At 63.1% G+C, this 18,804-nt stretch carries 16 protein-coding genes and 4 pseudogenes; 14 read left to right on the top strand and 6 right to left on the bottom strand.

All coding sequences use genetic code 11. The annotated features are described in order from the left end of the window. Nucleotides 1-78: 78 nt before the first annotated feature. On the bottom strand, nt 79-996 hold the full coding sequence (locus I5961_RS12455) for a LysR family transcriptional regulator (RefSeq protein WP_227235390.1): 918 nt from the start codon (nt 994-996) through the stop codon (nt 79-81). Nucleotides 997-1,096: 100 nt separating this feature from the next. Next, nucleotides 1,097-2,296, bottom strand: a complete 1,200-nt coding sequence (locus tag I5961_RS12450; protein ID WP_227235389.1) for an MFS transporter — start codon at nt 2,294-2,296, stop codon at nt 1,097-1,099. 308 nt (nt 2,297-2,604) lie between these two features. Here I5961_RS12450 and I5961_RS12445 point away from each other — a divergent pair, with 308 nt between their 5' ends. From I5961_RS12445 to I5961_RS12430, 4 genes and pseudogenes are all read left to right on the top strand, one after another. Continuing rightward, nucleotides 2,605-3,870 (top strand): c-type cytochrome, encoded by a 1,266-nt coding sequence (locus tag I5961_RS12445; protein ID WP_227235388.1) that lies wholly within the window; start codon nt 2,605-2,607, stop codon nt 3,868-3,870. After that, the gene (locus I5961_RS12440) at nt 3,867-4,340 is read left to right on the top strand and encodes a (2Fe-2S)-binding protein (RefSeq protein WP_227235387.1); all 474 of its coding nucleotides are present in this window, start codon (nt 3,867-3,869) and stop codon (nt 4,338-4,340) included. The genes I5961_RS12445 and I5961_RS12440 overlap by 4 nt, the downstream gene beginning before the upstream one ends. Further along, nucleotides 4,337-6,574 carry a xanthine dehydrogenase family protein molybdopterin-binding subunit gene (locus I5961_RS12435; protein WP_227235386.1) on the top strand — a complete coding sequence of 746 codons (2,238 nt, stop codon included), beginning with the start codon at nt 4,337-4,339 and terminating at the stop codon, nt 6,572-6,574. The genes I5961_RS12440 and I5961_RS12435 overlap by 4 nt, the downstream gene beginning before the upstream one ends. A 149-nt stretch (nt 6,575-6,723) precedes the next feature. Next, nucleotides 6,724-7,838, top strand: a pseudogene (locus I5961_RS12430) (alkene reductase). A gap of 63 nt (nt 7,839-7,901) precedes the next feature. On the opposite strand, the gene I5961_RS12425 reads toward I5961_RS12430, so the two are convergent. Then, complete coding sequence (locus I5961_RS12425; RefSeq protein WP_227235385.1) at nt 7,902-8,327, bottom strand: cupin domain-containing protein; 426 nt, start codon at nt 8,325-8,327, stop codon at nt 7,902-7,904. A gap of 174 nt (nt 8,328-8,501) precedes the next feature. Here I5961_RS12425 and I5961_RS28810 point away from each other — a divergent pair. Next, a pseudogene (locus I5961_RS28810) lies at nt 8,502-8,648 on the top strand (glutathione transferase GstA); the annotation flags it as partial. Between the two features lie 82 nt (nt 8,649-8,730). Here the strand turns inward: I5961_RS28810 and I5961_RS28695 are convergent. Further along, nucleotides 8,731-8,919, bottom strand: a pseudogene (locus I5961_RS28695) (hypothetical protein); the annotation flags it as partial. A 156-nt stretch (nt 8,920-9,075) separates the two neighbouring features. Here I5961_RS28695 and I5961_RS12410 point away from each other — a divergent pair. Both I5961_RS12410 and I5961_RS12405 read left to right on the top strand, forming a co-directional pair. Then, the gene (locus tag I5961_RS12410; protein WP_085703858.1) at nt 9,076-9,672 is read left to right on the top strand and encodes a paraquat-inducible protein A; all 597 of its coding nucleotides are present in this window, start codon (nt 9,076-9,078) and stop codon (nt 9,670-9,672) included. Continuing rightward, complete coding sequence (locus tag I5961_RS12405) at nt 9,669-10,340, top strand: paraquat-inducible protein A (RefSeq protein WP_085700796.1); 672 nt, start codon at nt 9,669-9,671, stop codon at nt 10,338-10,340. The genes I5961_RS12410 and I5961_RS12405 overlap by 4 nt, the downstream gene beginning before the upstream one ends. 11 nt (nt 10,341-10,351) lie before the next feature. Here I5961_RS12405 and I5961_RS12400 read toward each other — a convergent pair whose 3' ends face one another. After that, nucleotides 10,352-11,101: an SDR family NAD(P)-dependent oxidoreductase gene (locus tag I5961_RS12400; RefSeq protein WP_085700797.1), complete on the bottom strand. Its 750-nt coding sequence runs from the start codon at nt 11,099-11,101 to the stop codon at nt 10,352-10,354. 163 nt (nt 11,102-11,264) lie between these two features. Between I5961_RS12400 and I5961_RS12395 the strand changes: the two genes are divergently transcribed. Further along, nucleotides 11,265-12,161, top strand: coding sequence for a LysR family transcriptional regulator (locus I5961_RS12395; protein ID WP_085700813.1), 897 nt, complete (start codon nt 11,265-11,267; stop codon nt 12,159-12,161). Between the two features lie 113 nt (nt 12,162-12,274). Next, complete coding sequence (locus I5961_RS12390; protein WP_227235383.1) at nt 12,275-13,267, top strand: zinc-binding dehydrogenase; 993 nt, start codon at nt 12,275-12,277, stop codon at nt 13,265-13,267. A 6-nt stretch (nt 13,268-13,273) separates the two neighbouring features. On the opposite strand, the gene I5961_RS12385 is transcribed toward I5961_RS12390, so the two are convergent. Then, nucleotides 13,274-14,200 (bottom strand): LysR family transcriptional regulator, encoded by a 927-nt coding sequence (locus I5961_RS12385; protein ID WP_227235382.1) that lies wholly within the window; start codon nt 14,198-14,200, stop codon nt 13,274-13,276. Nucleotides 14,201-14,301: 101 nt separating this feature from the next. On the opposite strand from I5961_RS12385, the gene I5961_RS12380 reads away from it, so the two are divergent. The 5 genes and pseudogenes from I5961_RS12380 to phnE all read left to right on the top strand — a co-directional run bounded on the left by I5961_RS12380 (nt 14,302) and on the right by phnE (nt 18,619). Next, nucleotides 14,302-15,141: a type 1 glutamine amidotransferase domain-containing protein gene (locus tag I5961_RS12380; RefSeq protein ID WP_227235381.1), complete on the top strand. Its 840-nt coding sequence runs from the start codon at nt 14,302-14,304 to the stop codon at nt 15,139-15,141. Nucleotides 15,142-15,387: 246 nt separating this feature from the next. Beyond that, nucleotides 15,388-16,242 (top strand): putative selenate ABC transporter substrate-binding protein, encoded by an 855-nt coding sequence (locus I5961_RS12375; protein ID WP_085700801.1) that lies wholly within the window; start codon nt 15,388-15,390, stop codon nt 16,240-16,242. Beyond that, nucleotides 16,239-17,036 carry a phosphonate ABC transporter ATP-binding protein gene (locus I5961_RS12370; protein WP_227235380.1) on the top strand — a complete coding sequence of 266 codons (798 nt, stop codon included), beginning with the start codon at nt 16,239-16,241 and terminating at the stop codon, nt 17,034-17,036. The genes I5961_RS12375 and I5961_RS12370 overlap by 4 nt, the downstream gene beginning before the upstream one ends. Then, nucleotides 17,030-17,857, top strand: a complete 828-nt coding sequence (locus I5961_RS12365) for a PhnE/PtxC family ABC transporter permease (protein WP_227235379.1) — start codon at nt 17,030-17,032, stop codon at nt 17,855-17,857. The genes I5961_RS12370 and I5961_RS12365 overlap by 7 nt, the downstream gene beginning before the upstream one ends. Continuing rightward, a pseudogene (phnE, locus tag I5961_RS12360) lies at nt 17,854-18,619 on the top strand (phosphonate ABC transporter, permease protein PhnE). Before I5961_RS12365 ends, phnE begins: the two are co-directional and overlap by 4 nt. Nucleotides 18,620-18,804: the final 185 nt, after the last annotated feature.

The following is an 18,804-nucleotide window of genomic DNA, read 5'->3' as shown; positions in this document are numbered from 1 at the left end:
CGAAGGTGTTAAGGGAATGGACCACGACCGGCGCGACAAACCTGACCCACCGGCAACGCAGCGACAGTAAACGGCAATCTAGCGCTGACTCGATGGCTGCGCCGCCAGAATCTCTTCCAGAAAGTCGATGAACACATTGATACGACTGGAGCCCCGATGATTGGGCAGGTACAACGCATTGATGCAGCAGCTCGCATTACCGGGGTTGACTTCATACCCTGCCAGCAGCCGCGTCAACCGACCCGCCTCGACATCGGCGCGCACCAGCCAGTCGGCCAGCAGGGTCACCCCGCGCCCCGCCACCGCTGCTTCGCGCAGGATGTCGGCGTTGTTGCTTTGCAGGCGGCCGTGCACATTGAGCTGGATGGTTTCCTCGTCGCCCTGGAATGTCCAGTGCTGGTGCGAACCACCGTAGTCGAAGCGCAGGCATTGATGCTCGAGCAAGTCGCGCGGATGCAAAGGCGCAGCGTGATGATTCAGGTAATCCGGACTCGCCACCACCCAGCGCTGGAAGCCGCCCACGCGCTTGCTGACGATATCGTCACTGACCACCGACGATCCCAGTCGCACCGAGACATCGATCTGCTCGCTCAGCAGATCGCTGACCTGATCGCTCAACGACACACTGACTTCCAGCCCCGGATGGCGGTCGAGCAAAACCCCCAGTTGCGGTGCAATGATCTGGCGACCGAACTCGACCGGCACGCTGATGCGCAGCCGGCCCTGCGCCTCGCTGCCACGGTCGGCGACAACCGCGTCGGCCTCGTCGATGGCATCGAGAATGGCCACCGCTTTCTCGAAATAGGTTTGGCCGGCGACCGTCACGCTGGTATTGCGTGTCGTGCGATTGAGCAGGCTGGCGCCCAGCTCGTTTTCCAGCCCCGCCACCTGGCGTGTCACCGAAGAGGTGGAGATGCCGAGTTTGCGCGCCGCCGAGGAATAACCACCGCAACGGACGGTTTCAACGAACATCTTCAGTGCCAGCAACTTGTCCATAAGTGGAGCCCGATCGAAAGGAAACGGTGATGATTGTGCATCACCGTTCGCCAATCGTCTTGTAAGACCGTGCTTGATCGGACTTACCGGTGTCTGAGGCTCAGGCATCGGTCTTGCGGCTCAGAAACATCGCCAGGGCCAGCGCCGGGAGCAACGCCACGGTCACGGCGGACAGGTTCCAGCCGAAATGCTCGTAGAGCGGACTTGCGACCAGCGACCCCAGCGCGCCGCCGACGAAGATGCTGGTCATGTACACGGCATTCAGGCGGGCCCGGCTGTGCGGATCGATGGCGTACACCTCGCGCTGACCCAGAACCATGTTCAGTTGCACGGCGAAGTCCAGCAGCACCGCGCAAACCACCAGCCAGACATAACTGCTACCCGGCAGCGCGGCGATCAGCAAGGAGGCTGGCGCCAACAACAGTGCAACGAGCGTCCCGCGCCGACCGTGCCCGGCATCGGCCAACCGCCCGGCAATCGGCGCTGCAACCGCGCCGACGGCGCCGACCAGTGCAAAAATCGCCACCTGAGCCTGACTGAAACCGTGGTGCCGCATCAGCTCGATCGGTGCGAGGGTCCAGAACAGGCTGAAGCTGGCGAACAGCAAGCCCTGATACAGCGAACGCTGACGCAGGACAGCGTGCCGACGGGCCAGTGCAAACACCGAACCGATCAGCGCCACATACGTCGCCTGATGAGTCGGGACGCGGCGCGGCAAGGCAATCGCCGTGACCAGGGCGATGACGGCCATCAGCGCCGCTGCGTTGAAAAACACCCCGCGCCAGCCGAACACTTCCACCAACAGACTCGACAGTGGCCGCGACAGCAGAATGCCCAGCAACAGACCGCTCATGATGTTGCCCACCACCCGCCCGCGGCTCGCCTCGGGCGCCAGATGCGCGGCCAGCGGCACCAGGATCTGTACCGCCACCGAAGTGAGGCCGATCAGCAACGACAGGACAAGGAACATCGACGGCGAATGCGTCAGACCGGCGCACAACAGCGTCACACTCGCCGCGAGGGTGAAGCCCACCACCAACCGACGGTTTTCCATCAGATCGGCCAGCGGCACCAGCAACAGCAGGCCCAATGCATAACCGAACTGCGTGAGTGAAACGATCAGACTGGCATGGGCACTGGACAGGCCGATTTGCGGCGCGATCAGTTCGACGATCGGCTGAGCGTAATAAAGGTTGGCCACGACCGCGCCGCAGCAGAATGCCAGGAACGCGACCATCAGGCCGGAAAGAGAAGCGGATTGTTCGGCCTTGGCCGCCGCTGCCGGATTGCCCGTAAGCATGATGACACCTCGATGAGTTTGGAAAGTGACGCCAAGGCTAGGGGCTGCGCCGGCATTCGAGTATCCATCTGCCGGGCAATTGAGTGATGCGCCAAGTGCAACGGTCCCCAGGCGTTGCACTTGGCGCAACGTGCTATTGCGCGGTCTGGCAATACTCGGACGGATGCACCTTCTCTACCCTTGGGCACTTGGCGCAGGGCTTTGCATCGGCGCCCTTTCCCGCTCTTTCAAGGAGTTGTCGAGATGCCGAATCCGTCCTTCACGCCCACCGCGTGCCTCTTGGGCAAATGCTCATGAACGGCCACTTCATGAGATCCAGAGCGCTGTGGATCAGCGCGGCAGCCCTCGCGTCGATCGGTGCAATCGCGGCCCTGGCGCTGATGTGGCGTCCGGCAATCGCGCCGGTCGAGCGTCCGCAAACCTTCGACTCCGCCCAACTGCAACGCGGCGCGCGCGTCGTCGAGGCGGGCGACTGCGCGGTGTGTCATACGCGGCCCGGCGGCCAATACCTGGCCGGCGGACTGCCGCTGGTGACACCGTTCGGTACCCTCTACAGCACCAACATCACCCCGGATCCACAGACCGGCATCGGCCAGTGGTCGTTGCCGGCCTTTGAGCGGGCGATGCGTGAAGGCATCTCGCGCGACGGCCACTTCCTGTACCCGGCCTTCCCTTACGTTCATTACCGGCGCATGAGCCAGGACGACATCGCCGACGCCTATGCGTACCTGATGAGCGGCCCCGCCGTGGACTCGCCGCCACAACAGAACCGCATGAACTTCCCGATGAACATCCGGCCATTGGTGTCGTTCTGGAACCTGCTGTTCCTGCACGCGAAGCCATTGCCGCCGGTAGCGCAGCAATCGCAGGCGTGGAATCGCGGGCGTTACCTGGTCGAAGGTCCGGGTCACTGCGCGGGCTGTCATTCGCCGTTGAATATGATCGGTGCCGAGAAGTCCGGCGAAAGCCTGGCCGGTGGCAGCGTGGATGGCTGGGATGCGCCGTCACTGCTGGGCATGGCGCACCGGGCAAACCCGTGGAGCAGCGAGCAACTGGTGAGTTACCTGCGGGGCGACGTGGTCGACGGACACGGCACGGCGGCGGGCCCGATGCGCCCGGTCAGCCTCGGTCTGGCGCGCCTGCCCGCGGAAGATGCCCAGGCGATTGCCGAATACTTGCTGAGTCTGCCGGCGAAAACTGCAATCAACGAGATTCCGAACGTCAGCGCCAGCACGGAACCTGCGGATCGCTCCTCTGGCGCGCTGCTGTTCGCCAGCGCCTGCGCCGGCTGCCATGCCCAAGGCGCGCCGATGCGTGAAATCGACGGTCGTCCGGCACTGGATCGAACCTCGGCGTTGCAAGCCGCCAGCCCGCGCAACTTTTTGAAAACCGTACTCGAAGGCATCCCGGCAGAACCCGGCCATCCGGGCCCGGTGATGCCCTCGTTCGCCGCCAGTCTCGACAACGCCCAACTCACTGTTCTGGCGACCTGGCTGCGCCATCAAGCCAACGCCGAGCAACCCTGGACCGACCTTCCTGCCACCCTCCAAGCGCTACGTCAGGAGACGAAATGACTCAGATCACCCTCAACGTCAACGGATCCTCCCAGGCTCTCGAGCTGGAACCCGACATGCCGCTGCTCTATGCGCTGCGCAATCACCTGGGCCTGAACGGCGCCAAGTATGGGTGTGGCCTGGGCCAATGCGGCGCCTGCACCGTCATCGTCGATGACAAACCGGTGTTTGCCTGCCTGACACCCTGCGCCGGTCTCGAGGGCAAAAAGGTTCGGACGGTCGAAAGCCTGGGAACCGCCGAACGCCCCGGTTCTCTGCAACAAGCGTTCATCGATAAACAGGCCGCTCAATGCGGTTACTGCATCGCCGGCATGTTGATGCGTGCGCAGTCACTGCTCGAAAGCAATCCGCATCCCGACGAGCAGACCATTCGCGAACACATGGCAGGCAACCTGTGCCGCTGCGGCACACACTTGCGCATCATCGAGGCGATCAGCCTTGTCGCCCGGCAGAACGGGAGCGCGCTATGACGACAATCAACGAGGTCGATCACAGTCGCCGTGCGTTCCTGCGCGGGGGCGCCCTGCTGGTGGCGTTTGCTCTGGTGCCGGTCGCGCGCCGCGCCCTGGCCGACACCGAAGTCGATACCCTGGGCACAGTCGTGCTGGCGCCGGACCTGCCCGGCAGCCTGCGCACCAACCCTTGGCTCGATGCCTGGATTCGCGTCGGCGCTGACGGCATCACCGTCTACACCGGCAAGGTCGAACTGGGCACCGGAGTCAAAACCGCGTTGCTGCAAATTGCCGCTGAACGCCTTGAGGTCTCGCCGACAGCAATCAACCTGCTCACCGCCGACACCGCACTGACACCGAACGAAGGCTACACCGCCGGCAGCCACACGATTTTCGACAGTGGCACCGCGTTGTTCAACGCGGCGGCACAGGTGCGCGAGATGCTGCTGGAATCGGCCGGGCGCAGCTGGAACGTTGCGCCGGCACTGCTGACGACTCGGGACGGTTTCATTCTCGGTCCGACCGGGCAGCGTATGTCCTACGCCGATGCGGTCCAGCATGTCGATCTGCACCGCTATGCAAAATCCGAATCGCCCTCGATGCCGCCGAGCTCATTCAAGCTCATCGGCCATTCGCTGCCCCGCCTGGATATTCCGGGTAAAGTCAGCGGCGGCGCCGCCTTCGTGCAGGACATTCGCCTGCCGGGCATGCTCCACGCCCGGGTCATCCGCCCGCCGCGTCCCGGCAGCACGCTGGAAACCATCGATATTGAATCGATCCAGGCGCTGTCCGGCGTGGTGCAGGTGATTCGCGACGGCAATTACCTGGCCGTGGTGGCGCGGGACGAATGGCAAGCGATCAAAGCCATGCGCCACGGATACGCTTCAGCGCGCTGGAGCGGCGGACAGGCGATTCCCGAATCGCGGGACATCCACACCTTGCTCAAACGCCTGCCATCACGGCGTTATCCGATCAGCCATGAAGGTACGTCCCAGGGCGCGACCGACATCGAATATCGCGCCCGGGTGACCAAGCAATATCTGATGCATGGCTCCATCGGACCGTCCTGCGCCGTGGCCTGGTTCAAGGACGGTGCCCTCACCGTCTGGACCCACACCCAGGGCGTGTATCCGCTGCGTGCCGGGATCGCCGAAATGCTGCGGCTGCCACCCGAGCGCGTGCGCTGCATCCACACCGAAGGTTCCGGCTGTTACGGCCACAACGGCGCAGACGATGCAGCGGCTGACGCCGCGTTGATTGCCATGCGCGTGCCGGGCACGCCGGTGCGGGTGCAATGGATGCGCGAGCAGGAAAACCTCTGGGAGCCCTACAGCTCGGCGATGGTCACCGAAGTGCAAGCCAGCCTCGACGCCCAGGGCCGTCTGCAAGACTGGAACTATGAGCTGTGGACCACGCCGCACAACGAACGCATCGTCAACGCCGGGCGCTTGCTGCCCGCACGCCTGCTGGCCCGTCCGTTCACCTCCGCACCCTCGGTGCCGATCGCTCAGCCCGAAGGCGATGGCGATCGCAACGCCGTGCCGCTGTACACCGTAGCCTCCTCGCGGATCGACATGAACTTCGTTACCGAGATGCCGTTCCGCACTTCTGCCATGCGCTCGCTGGGGGCGCACATCAACGTCTTCGCCATCGAAGCCTGTATCGACGAGATGGCCGCCAAGGCAGGAGTTGATCCGGTTGCCCTGCGCCTGGCGCACCTGACCGATCCCCGGGCAAGGGCCGTTGTCGAGCAAGTTCGCGATGCCGTCGGCTGGCCACAAAAAAGCAGCGAACCCGGCGCGGGCATTGGCTTTGCGTTCGCGCGCTACAAAAACATCATGGGCTACTGCGCCATCGCCGTGCGCCTGCAAGTGCATCCGCAGACCGGCGAAGTGCAGATCGATCACGTCGTCACAGCGGTGGACGTGGGGCAGATCGTCAGTCCCGATGGCCTGCGCAACCAGGTCGAGGGCGGGATCGTTCAGTCCACCAGTTGGACGCTGTATGAAAAGGTCGCCTATGACGCCGGCGGCATCCGCAGCTACGACTGGAGCGGCTACCCGATCCTGCGCTTCTCGCAAGTCCCCAGGAAGGTCGACGTTCACCTGCTCGACCAGCCGGGACAACCGTTTCTGGGGGCCGCCGAAATCGTTCAGGGCCCCATGGCGGCAGCCATCGGCAACGCCGTGGCGAACGCCACCGGACGGCGCTGGTTGAACCTCCCTCTGACCCGCTCGCAACAGCCTTCCTGAGTCGCGCCCTGTTGCATTTCACGCAATGCAGCGTGGCGTCGCGGGTGGATTATCAAGCGCCGGACAGCCGCTTAACGTAGGGCCATCCGGTGCCGGAGCCAATGTCCGACACCGCCCTGCCGACCCATTTCGAAGACTGGAGAACACCCATGACGCAGCATCTGTTCCGCCCCATCGCCCTCGGCCCCTACACACTTCCCCACCGGGTGGCGATGGCGCCGTTGACGCGCTCCCGTGCCGGGCAGCCGGGCGATATTCCGACAGCCATGAACGCCGAGTACTACCGCCAGCGAGCGAGTGCCGCGCTGATCATTACCGAGGCGACGCAGATTTCCCGTCAGGGTCAGGGTTATGCGTGGACGCCTGGCATCTACAGCAATGAACAGGTGCAAGCCTGGCGTGAAGTCAGCCGTCAGGTACACGAGGCCGGCGGGTTGATCTTCATGCAACTGTGGCATGTGGGCCGGGTATCGCACCCAAGCTTTCAACCGGACAACGCGCTGCCGGTGGCCCCAGCGCATTGCCCGTACCGGGCAAGACTTTCATCGTCGATGCCGAGGGCAATGGTGTCTGGGGTGACGTGCCAGTGCCGCGCGCACTGCAGGTTTCGGAAATCGCCGACATCATCAACGACTACCGCCGCGCCGCACGCAATGCGCTGAACGCCGGGATGGATGGCGTGGAAATTCACGCCGGCAACGGCTATCTGCTGGACCAGTTCATCAACAGCAACAGCAACCAGCGCACTGACGGTTATGGCGGCACCCTGGAAAACCGCGCGCGTCTGTTGCTGGAAGTGGTGGCGGCGGTGGTCGACGAAGTCGGCGCTGACCGCGTCGGCGTGCGCCTGACGCCCATGGGCCGTTTCATGGGCATGGGCGATGAATCGCCGCAAGCCACATTCGGCTACATCGTGCGCTCGTTGAACCGCTGGAAACTGGCCTATCTGCATCTGGTCGAGCCGGCCGTGGTCGGCACCGTCAAGGACGAGAATTTCGACCCGCGCTGGGACGCGATCATCGCTCAGTTGCGTGATGCGTGGGGTGGCGTGTTGATGATCGCCGGCGGCTACGACCCCGAGTCGGCGGAACAGGCCCTGGCCGACGGTCGCGCCGACATCATCGCGTTCGGCCGACCGTTCCTGGCCAACCCCGATCTGCCTCGGCGAATCCGCGAAGGCTTGGCGCTCAACACACCGGACCCGAGCACGTTCTTTGGCGGCGATCAGCGTGGCTATACCGACTACCCGGTGCACGCCCACTGATACGCTGAACGGCGGACGCAAAAAGGCCTGCCAGATCGGCAGGCCTTTTCGTTTCGGCGACCGTTACTGCTTGAGAATCAACAAGGGCTCGCCCTTCTTGACGATATACGTCGCCAGCTCCGAACCTTTGTCGTTGCCGACATTCCTGGCGATATGCGCCACACCCGCCGGGATGAACAGCGAATCCCCCGCCTTGAGCGTCACCGGCGCCTGCCCTTCGAGCCGGTACTCGAACGTGCCGCTGATCACGTAAGCCACTTCCACACCCGGATGCGCATGGTTGGGCGACGTGACGCCCGGTTCGAAATCAACGCGAGCCTGAATCACCTCGCGATCCGCAGCGCCCAGGTCCTGATGCACCAGATCGGTACGGCTCAGGCCCTGCTGCCAGCTTTTCGCCGGGGCGGCGGATTGGGTGTCAGCCGCGTGGACAAGGCCGGTCATCGAAACAAGTACGGCGGCAGCGGTCATCAGAAGTGTACGGCGCATGGTGTTGCCCTCTTGGAAGTAGTGATGTGTTGGCACCTACTTTGGGCGAGGCATGTACGCGGGATGTGTCCTGAGGACGGGATTTGTTACCCGATTGTGTATGGCGGCGAGATGGATACACGGTCATACAAAGGGTTGGGCCAGCACCTGTGAAAGCCAGCTTCTGAACGCCACGATCTTCGCCAGGTCAATCCGAAGGGCTATCTGGCCGCGCTGATGCTGGACAACGGTGAGGTGCTGACCGTTGGCCCGGAGATTCTGCAGTACCTTGCCGACCTCCGTCGCGCAGTCAGGCGCCCGACTCCGGGTCGCTCGCCGGCAGGCCACGCGCTTCTCTGTCTTCATCATCCTTGGCGGGGCTCTGCGGGTCGGCGTTGGCGCTTGCTGAGCGGTTGCCGTCGTGTGGATGTTCAACCGCCACTGAATCGGTGGCGGCCACATCGCTCATGTCTTCCTCCAATGGCGCTTCATCGTCCGGCGGCAATGGGACTGGCGATTCATCCTTGCGGGGATCATGGCCGGTTTCATTGTCGGTGGTGCGGGTCACGGCCTGTTGCGAGCGGTTGCCGGGTGCATCTTCCTCGATTTCCATGGGGCTCTCCTTTCTGCTACGGGATATGCGTACCTGAACGTGTGAAACAAGCGCGTGATGATTAGTGCCCCGTTTTGGACGAGTGGTGCCCCGGTTGCCGAATGCCCCGGCGCTTCTATAGTGAAAAGGTTCAAGCCCTCCTCCATCGAGCGCCCCATGGCCAGCACCGATCTACCGATCATCTGTGAGCATTGCGACTGCGTGTACGAAAAAGTCACGCTGGCCAAGCACCAGAAGACTCTCTGCGTGCGCTGCGGCGGCGTGCTCCAGCGCTACAACGGCCTGAGCGTGGAACAACGCCTGGCCCTGAGTTTCACGGCGGCGATGCTGTGGCTGTTCGCCAATTTCTACCCGGTAATGAGCATCAGCATGAAGGGCCTGAAAAACAGCGCGACTCTGTGGGATTCAGTGTTGGCCCTGAGTCAGGGGCCGATCACCTTCATGGCGATGGTTGCGGCGATCTCGATCATCATCGCCCCGGCCTTTCAGCTGGTTCTGTTGATTTGGGTCTTGAGCTTCGCCCTCGCCTCGCGCCGTTCGCCGGGGTTCAAGCTGTGCATGCGCTGGCTGGAAACGCTGCGGCCATGGAGCATGCTCGAGGTGTGCCTGCTCGGCGCCATGGTCGCGGTGTTCAAACTGGCGGGGATGCTCGACGTGATTCCCGGCATCGGCCTGTTTGCGCTGGCCGTGCTCAGCCTGTTGCTGATCCGCATCGCCGGGCGCGACGTACGTGAACTGTGGGACATCCTGTGAAACGCCCACCGACGGCAACCGAACTCAACCTGTGCCTGTGCCACAGCTGCGGGCTGGCCTGCGACATGGCCGGCGAACCGCACCAATGCCCGCGTTGCGACGCACCGCTGCATCGGCGCAAGAGCAATTCGCTGGCGCGCACCTGGGCCTACATGTTCGCCGCGCTGGCGTTCTACGTGCCGGCCAATCTGCTGCCGGTGATGAACACCACCCTGCTCGGCAACGGCGCCGACAGCACCATCATGAGCGGCGTGCTGGAGTTCTGGGATCACGGCGCGTGGGACATCGCCCTGATTATCTTCATCGCCAGCATCGCGGTGCCGGGAGTGAAATTCGTCGCGCTCACTTTGCTGCTGGTGACCGTGCAACGGGACAGCCATTGGGCGCGCAAGGAGCGTTCGAAGCTGTACCGCTTCGTCGAGCTGATCGGCTATTGGTCGATGCTCGATGTGCTGGTGGTTGCGCTGGTGGCGGCGCTGGTGAAATTCCAGGCACTGGGGGATATCGAACCGCGCGTAGGGATTCTGTTCTTCGGCCTGGTGGTGGTGTTCACCATGCTCTCGGCGATGAGCTTCGATCCGCGTTTGATCTGGGACAACGCGCCGGACGAAGAAACGGAAGAACCCCGGCACTCGACTGAACAAGTGCCGGGGCATCAAGCGACTTGACTCAGATCTGATCAGATCTGCGCGGTGCCGCCGTCGACAAATAACTCGATGCCATTGACGAAGCTGCTGTCATCCGAAGCCAGGAACAACGCAGCCTTGGCAATCTCGCTCGGCTCGCCCAGACGCCCGATCGGCACGATCGACGCCAGTTGATCAAACAACCCTTGCGTGTGTTCCGCCGGCACCAGCCCTGCCAGACCTGGGGTGCGCACCGGGCCAGGGCTGATGGCGTTGACGCGGATGCGCCGTGGTTTCAGGTCCAGCAGCCACGACCGGGCGAAATTGCGCACCGCCGCTTTGCTCGCGCTGTAGACGCTGAAATTCTCAGTGCCCTGCACCGAAGTGGTCGATGAGGTCAGCAGAATCGAAGCGCCATCGCGCAGCAGCGGCAGTGCTTTCTGCACAGTAAACAGCGTGCCCTTCACATTGGCGCCGAAAATCCGGTCGAAGTGCTCTTCAGTGATCGAGCCCAGCGGCAGCATGTCTCCGCCGCCGGCGTTGGCGAACAGGATGTCGAGGTGTCCGGCCTTCGCGGCGATCTCGCTGTAGATGCGGTCCAGATCCTCCAGTTTTGCCACATCGCCCTGAATGCCGATGGCCCGTGGGCCGATGGCGGCGACCGCTTTGTCCAGCTCGGCCTGACGACGGCCGGTGATGAATACCGTCGCGCCCTGGGCGACGAATTCCTGCGCCGACGCCAGGCCGATGCCGGTGGTGCCGCCAGTGATCAGTGCGATTTTGCCTTCAAGTCTGTTGCTCATGATGAATCTCCAGTAACCGTTTCGAGGTAGGTGACGGGTCTTAGGTGAGCCGTTGGAAGCGACTTTAGGCTGATCGATTGAATTGAAAAATCCGCCAAATCGGTTTTGTTTGTACACAGACATGCACAATACTCAGCGCATCTACACCACTGAGCCCGAACCGATGAATCAGTTAATGGCGATCCGCACCTTCGCCCGCGTCGTGGAAAGCGGTTCGTTCACCAAAGCCGCCGACTCGCTGAACCTGCCGAAAACCACGGTCAGCAAACTGATCGGCCAACTGGAAAACCACCTCGGCGTGCGCCTGCTGCAACGCACCACCCGCCGCCTCACCGTCACGGCCGACGGCGCTTCCTATTACCAACTGACCCAACAACTGCTGCATCAACTGGACGACATCGATCAGGGTTTCAGCCAGGCGCAAGGCCTGCCGCGCGGCAAGATCCGCGTGGACATCGGTGGCTCGACCGCGACGATGCTGGTGATCCCCGAACTGCCGAAATTCTTCGAACGCTATCCGGACATCCAGATTGATCTGGGTGTCAGCGATCGCCCGGTGGACCTGATCAGCGAACGCGTCGACTGCGTGATTCGCGGCGGCCCTCTGACCGAACAAACCCTGGCCGTGCGCCGCCTCGGCGAAGTGTCCTGGACCACCTGCGCCACGCCCGATTATTTGCAACGCCACGGCACCCCGAGCCACCCGCTCGAACTGGCCAGCCATCAATTGATCGCCTATCGCTCGGCCTCCACCGGGCGCATCCTGCCGTCGAACTTCCAGCGCAACGGCGAACGCCATCAAATCGAAGGCAAAGGCCTGATCAGCGTCAACGAGAGCAACGCGCACCTGGCGGCCGGCCTCGCCGGACTTGGGATCATCCACACCTTCAGCTACACGGTGAGGACGGCGATCGAGCGTGGCGAACTGGTGCCGATCCTCGAGGACTGGCGGCCGTCGGCGTATCCGTTTCATGTGCTCTACCCGCCGAACCGGCATTTGAGCAATCGGGTGCGGGTGTTTATCGATTGGCTGGTGGAGCGATTTGCGCAGGTTGATTAAGGCGTTGCGGCGCATTGCTGATTTTTACGCAAAACACCTTTGACCCAGGGCCGGTTCTTCTCATGTCCGCAGACCGGGATACTGACGGCCATCGAAATCATGGGAACCGCACAATGCAAACCGATTACGCAGCCTGGGCCTGGACGTCCGGCCAAGGGTTGGATGGCCTGACACTGACCCGCAAACCCCTCGTGCAACCCGGCCCCGGCCAGGTGCTGGTGGCCAATCGCGCCATCGCCCTGAACCCGGTGGACTGGAAAATCATCGAGTGGGGCCATCCCGCATGGAGCACCGGGCGTGTGCCGGGTGTCGACGGCATGGGCGTAGTGGTCGCGGCCGGCGCCGGCGTGACGCTGCAACCCGGCAGTCGCGTGGCGTATCACCAATCATTGGCGAGCGATGGCAGCTTCGGCGAGTACTGCCTGCTGGACGCCGCCACCGTGCTGTCGGTGCCCGCTGCGCTCGATGATGCGGCTGCCGCATCACTGCCCTGCCCCGGTTTGACCGCGTGGCAAGCCGTGGAAAAAGTCCCTGCCGGCGAGGCCGCTGATGTGCTGGTGATCGGCGCCGGCGGCGCAGTTGGTCTGCTGCTGGTGCAACTGGCAGTGCAACGCGGCTGGCGGGTCTGGGCGACCGCGTCCGGCGCGCATCATGCAAAACTCAAATCCTTGGGGGCGGTCGGCGTATTCGATTACCGCGAACCGGACTGGAAAACCGCACTCACCGCCAGCCTCGGCGAACGCCGTTTGCACGCCGTGTTCGACACGGTCAGCGGCGCTCACGCAGCGGAAATGGCCGGCATGCTGGGCTACAACGGTCATCTGGTGTGCATCCAGGATCGTCAGGAAACCGCGCCGGTTCCGGCGTTCAGCTCTGCGATTTCGCTGCACGAAGTGGCGTTGAACAGCTACCACACCCACGCCAGCCTGCAGGATCGCCAGACGCTGCGCCGCAACGGCGAACAGCTGCTGCAAGCCCTGCTCGACGGCAGCCTGATCGGCCCGGCGCTGCAAACGTTCGACTTCCGCGAACTGCCCCAGGCTCTGCGCGCCTTGAAGGACGGCGCCGGTGGCGGGAAATGGGTGGCGCGCCTGCCCGCCGTTTGAGGCGCGTCAGTCGAGGCCTTCCCTTGCGCCTTGACTGACCTCCCGGGTCAGACAATCAATCAGCGCCCGCGCCGATGCCGACAGCTGCCGATGTGGCGGGTAGATCACCGAGAACGGTCGGGAGCGCCCGCCCGACTGTTCAAGCAATCGCACCAGCCGCCCGCTTTCGATCCGCTCGCGGACGATGAAGTCGTAGGTCTGGCAGATGCCCAGCCCCTGTTCCGCCAGCGACACAATCCCCAATACATCGTCGGACACCTGGATATTGGCGCTGGGCAGCCATTCGCGATCTGCGTCCTGCTCACGAAACAGCCACGGCCCGACGCGGCCGGTGCTGGGCATCACGAACGGCAGGCACGCATGCCGCTGCAGATCGTCGACACTTTGCGGCGTCCCGGCCCGTTGCAGATAATCCGGCGCGGCAACCACACACAAACGCGCATCTTCCAGCTTGCGCCCGATCAATCCGCTGTCCGGCAGCGCGCCCAACCGAATAGCCAGGTCGTACCCTTCGGCCACCAGATCGACGTTGCGATTGCTGATACTCAACTCAACGCGCACTTGCGGATATTGCCGGGTGAATCGGGCAAGCATGGCCGGCAAACGATAGTGACCGTAAGTGGTCGGCACGCTCAGGCGCACACGGCCACTGAGTTCACCGTCCTGTCCCTGGATCGTGCGCTCCGCATCATCGATCAGGCCGAATGCGGCTCGCGATTGTTCCAGATACAACACACCGGCATCGGTCAGGCTCAAGCGCCGCGTAGTGCGCCGCAGCAACTGCACCCCCAGACGCGCTTCAAGTCGCGAAATCGCCCGGCTGACCACCGACGGCGTGGTTGCGAGAAACACCGCACCGGCGCTAAGCGAACCCTTTTCCACCACCGTAACGAACACTTCGACGTCAGCCAGATAATCGAATCGGCGGCTCATCTTGATCTCCAGAGAACAAATGCTTTGCTGTGGCGAGAGTTTATCGCCGCCATGAGCATCAATACAGTGAGCCGCACTTTCCTTCACGTTCTGGAATCGCCATGCGCTCATTCACTCGTCTTGCTTTCGCCTTGTCTCTCTCCGTTGCCGCGTTGAACGCCCAAGCCGCCAATGTGCTGGTGGTGCTGTCGGATTCCGACCATCTCGATCTGAAAGACGGCAAGGTATTCAGCACCGGTTTCTACCTCAACGAACTGATGCAACCGGTCAAACTGTTGCTCGATGCGGGCCACACCGTGACCTTCGCCACCCCGACCGGCAAGGCGCCGACGCTGGACCGGTCCTCCGACGACAAGATGTATTTCAACAATGACGTCGCGGCCCTGCAGACCCACAAAGCGCTACTGGACCAACTGAAGATCACCTCGCCCGGCGAGTCGCCGGTCATCAGCCTCTCGCGGGTCGAGCAAGTCGGATACGACCATTTCGATGCCGTCTACATTCCGGGTGGCCACGCACCGATGCAGGATCTGTTGCACAGCCAGGCGCTGGGCAAACTGCTGAACGACTTCCATCAAAAAGGCAAAACCACCGCGCTGGTTTGCCACGGCCCGATTGCGCTGCTGTCGACCCTGACGAATCCGACCGCATTCACCCGGCAACTGGAAACCGGCAAAGCCACAGCGGCGAACGACTGGACGTATGCCGGCTATAAGTTCACGGTCATCAGCAATCAGGAAGAAGAGATCGCCAAAGGACTGCTGAACGGCGGCACGATGAAGTTCTACCCGCAGACCGCGCTGGAAAAAGCCGGCGGTGTATTCAGCAGCAACACTTCGGCGTGGGCCAGTCATGTGGTGGTTGATCGTGAACTGATAACCGGGCAAAACCCGGCGTCTGCACTGGGTGTCGGCAAGACGCTTGTTGAACGGTTGAAGTGATTGCCGGTTCCGGGCCCGACACTGGTCGGGGTTTGCCCGGGCTGACGTCATCGTGAGCAGGCTCGGTCCTACACTTAAACGCGTACTCCTGTGGGACCGAGCCTGCTCGCGAAGGCGATGGTTCAAACACTGCACACTCATGGACATCCCCAACAAGTCCCCCGTTTCGGCTAACCTGACGGTGCACACGATGACCTTTGCCCCAGTCGGCGCATCGTTCCTGAAGCCCACGAAACGGAGAATTCCATGCTCAAGCGAACCCTGGCACTGACCGCAGGTCTGGCCCTGTCCTTTACCGCCGTGCTGGCGCAAGCCGCCGACGTGTTGAAGGTCAGCGCAATCCCCGATGAAGCCCCGACCGAACTGCTGCGCAAGTTCGAACCGCTGGGTGCTTATCTCAAGCAGAAGCTGGGGATGGACGTCGAGTTTGTGCCGGTGGCCGACTACCCGGCAGTGGTTGAAGCCCTGGCCACCAACCGCCTCGACATGGCGTGGCTCGGCGGTTTCACCTTCGTCCAGGCGCAACTGAAAAGTGATCCCAAAGTGATTCCGTTGGTGCAGCGCGAACAGGACGCGCAGTTCACCAGCAAATTCATCACCGCCGACCCGAACGTCAAAAGCCTCGCCGACCTCAAGGGCAAGACCTTCGCCTTCGGCTCCGTGTCGTCCACCTCCGGCAGCCTGATGCCGCGCTACTTCATGCTCAAGGACGGCATCAAACCGGAAACCTATTTCAGCCGCGTCGGCTACTCCGGCGCCCACGACGCCACCGTCGCCTGGGTGCAGGCCGGCAAGGTCGACGCCGGTGTGCTGAACGCCAGCGTCTGGCAAAAACTGGTGGACGCCGGCAAGGTCGACACCAACAAGGTCAAGGTCTTCGCCACCACCCCGGCCTACTTCGATTACAACTGGACCGTGCGCGGCACCCTCGACCCGGCGTTGGCGGCGAAGATCAAAAAAGCCTTCCTCGACCTCGACCCGGCCAACCCCGAGCACAAGAAAATCCTCGACCTGCAAGCCGCCAGCCGTTTCATTGAAACCAGCCCGGACAACTACAAAGGCATCGAGGAAGCCGCCCGCGCCGCCGACTTGCTGAAATGACGCTGCGTCTCAAACACGCTTTTTTGCACCACACCAATGGCGTCGCAGCGCTGCGCGGTGTGGATCTGCAAATTGATGCCGGCGAGCAGGTGGCGATCATCGGCCCGTCCGGCGCCGGCAAATCCAGCCTGCTGAATCTGCTGGCGACCGCCATTCGGCCCAGCAGCGGCGACATCGAAGTGCTGGGCGAGCGCGCCTGGCGTTTGTCCGCCCGTGGGCGGCAACGCCTGCGCGCCCGTATCGGTCTGGTGCATCAGGCGCCGCCCCTGCCGCCCCGGCAACGGGTGGTCACGGCGGTGCTGGCCGGCAAACTCGGGCAATGGAGCCTGGGCAAAAGCCTGATCAATCTGCTGCATCCGCTCGACGTGCCCGGCGCCCGCGCCGCACTGGCGCGGCTGGATCTGGCCGACAAACTCTTCAGCCAGTGCCAGCAACTGTCCGGCGGGCAATTGCAGCGGGTCGGCATTGCTCGCGTTTTGTATCAGGCGCCGGAGGTATTGCTGGCCGACGAACCGGTCTCGGCGATGGACCCGGTGCTGGCCGGACACACGCTGTCGATTCTGTCGCGCCATGCCCAGGAACATAACGTGACGCTGGTGGCGAGCCTGCACGCAGTGGAGCTGGCGCTGTCGCACTTCCCGCGCGTCGTCGGTCTGCGCGAGGGGCAGATCCTGTTCGACTGCCCGTCCGCGCAGGTCAGCCGCGACATGCTCGACACCCTCTACGCCAATGAACAATTGCAATCCCCGGCGCCGGCCGTCACCCCACTGATTGTGCAGATTCCGCGATGCTGAGCGCCGACACCCGCGACCCCGCCGCGCTGCCACGGCTGCTGCTGACCGTGCTGGCGATTGCCTTGCTGTGGCCCGGCATCCAGCTCAGCGAACTGGATCTGGGCGTGCTGTTTCATGCTGACAGCCAGAGTGAAATGGGCCGCTTCGTGTCGATGTTCTGGCCGCCGGCACACGACGAAGCGTTCCTGCAGATACTGCTCAAAGCCACCCTGCAAACCCTGGCCATCGCCACCGCCGGCATGGCCCTGGCTCTGTTGTTGGCAGTGCCGGCCAGCCTGCTCGCCAGCCGCGCTTTGTCACTGACCGCCGCCTCCCGCAGCGGCCGCCCGAGCCTGTTGGGCCGACTGCTGCGCTGGCCGGTGCGCGGGCTGCTGATCTTCCTGCGCAGCGTGCCGGAAATCGTCTGGGCGCTGCTGTTCGTGCGCGCCGTCGGCCTCGGCCCGGCGGCGGGCGTGCTGGCCATCGCCATCACCTACAGCGGCATGCTCGGCAAGGTCTACGCTGAAATCTTCGAATCCACCGACCAACGCCCGGCCCACGCCCTGCTCCAGGCCGGCAGCGGCCGCCTCGCCAGTTTCGCCTACGGCGTACTGCCCAACGTCGCCGCGGAACTGCTCTCCTACACCGTCTACCGCTGGGAATGCGCCATCCGCGCCTCGGTGGTCATGGGCTTCGTCGGCGCCGGCGGCCTCGGCCAACAGATCGACCTGTCGATCCGCATGTTCGCCGGCGGCGAAGTCGCCAGCATGCTCCTGACCTTCCTCCTCCTCGTCCTCGGCGCCGACCAACTCAGCCGCCTGCTGCGCTGGAGGCTGACATGAAACGCCTGATCAACACGGCACTGATCCTCGCCATTGTCGCGGCCGTCATTGCCTCGTTTGCCTATTTGGGCCTCGACCTTGAAGAACTTGGCAGCCCCAACAGCCTGAAGCAGATGGGCTTGTATGTGGCGCGCTTCCTTAGCCCCGACCTCAGCGCTGACTACCTGACGGCCATTCTGCGCGGGTCGATGGAGACGCTGGCTATGTCTGCGCTTGGCACCCTCCTCGCTGCCGTGTTGGGCCTGTTATTGGCGCTCCCTGCCGCTGGCCGGTTTGGCTGGTTTTTTCAGAGTGCTGCGCGCCTGTTGCTCAATGCCCTGCGCGCGATTCCGGAACTGGTGTGGGCTGCGTTGATGGTGCTTGCGGCTGGGCTTGGGCCGAATGCCGGGACACTCGCCTTGGCCCTGCACACCACGGGCGTGTTGGGGCGGCTGTTTGCTGAAGCGCTGGAGAACACGCCGCCGGAACCGGCGGATGCGATTCGGTTGCAGGGGGGAATCCAGTTTTGGCGTTCTGCTACGGCACGCTGCCGAACCTGGCGCCGCAGTTGCTGGCGTATTGTTTGTATCGGTGGGAGAACAATATTCGGATGGCCAGCGTGCTGGGGTTTGTCGGGGCTGGGGGTTGGGGCAGATGTTGTATGTGAGCTTGAGTTTGTTTCAGGAGGCTCAGGCGGGGACGGTGATTTTGGCTATGCTGATTTTGGTGTGGGGGGTGGATTGGTTGAGTGGTTGGGGTCGGCAGAGGTGGGTTAAGGCTTAGGTAGCTTTCAGAAAAATACCGGAATCGAACGTTCTAACCAGTAGGTGAAGAAAACCCCTCATAAAAATTGAGGTTCACCGCCAAACCTTTCTCCCGCACCATATCGTAAATTGACGCTTTCAGAATCGAAGCTAGCCTGTTTATGGCCCCATGCCACCAATGCGTGCAGCCCGAAAGGATAGCGA

Source organism: Pseudomonas sp. IAC-BECa141 (assembly GCF_020544405.1).
Classification (GTDB): domain Bacteria; phylum Pseudomonadota; class Gammaproteobacteria; order Pseudomonadales; family Pseudomonadaceae; genus Aquipseudomonas.
This window is presented reverse-complemented; position numbering and strand designations above follow the sequence as displayed.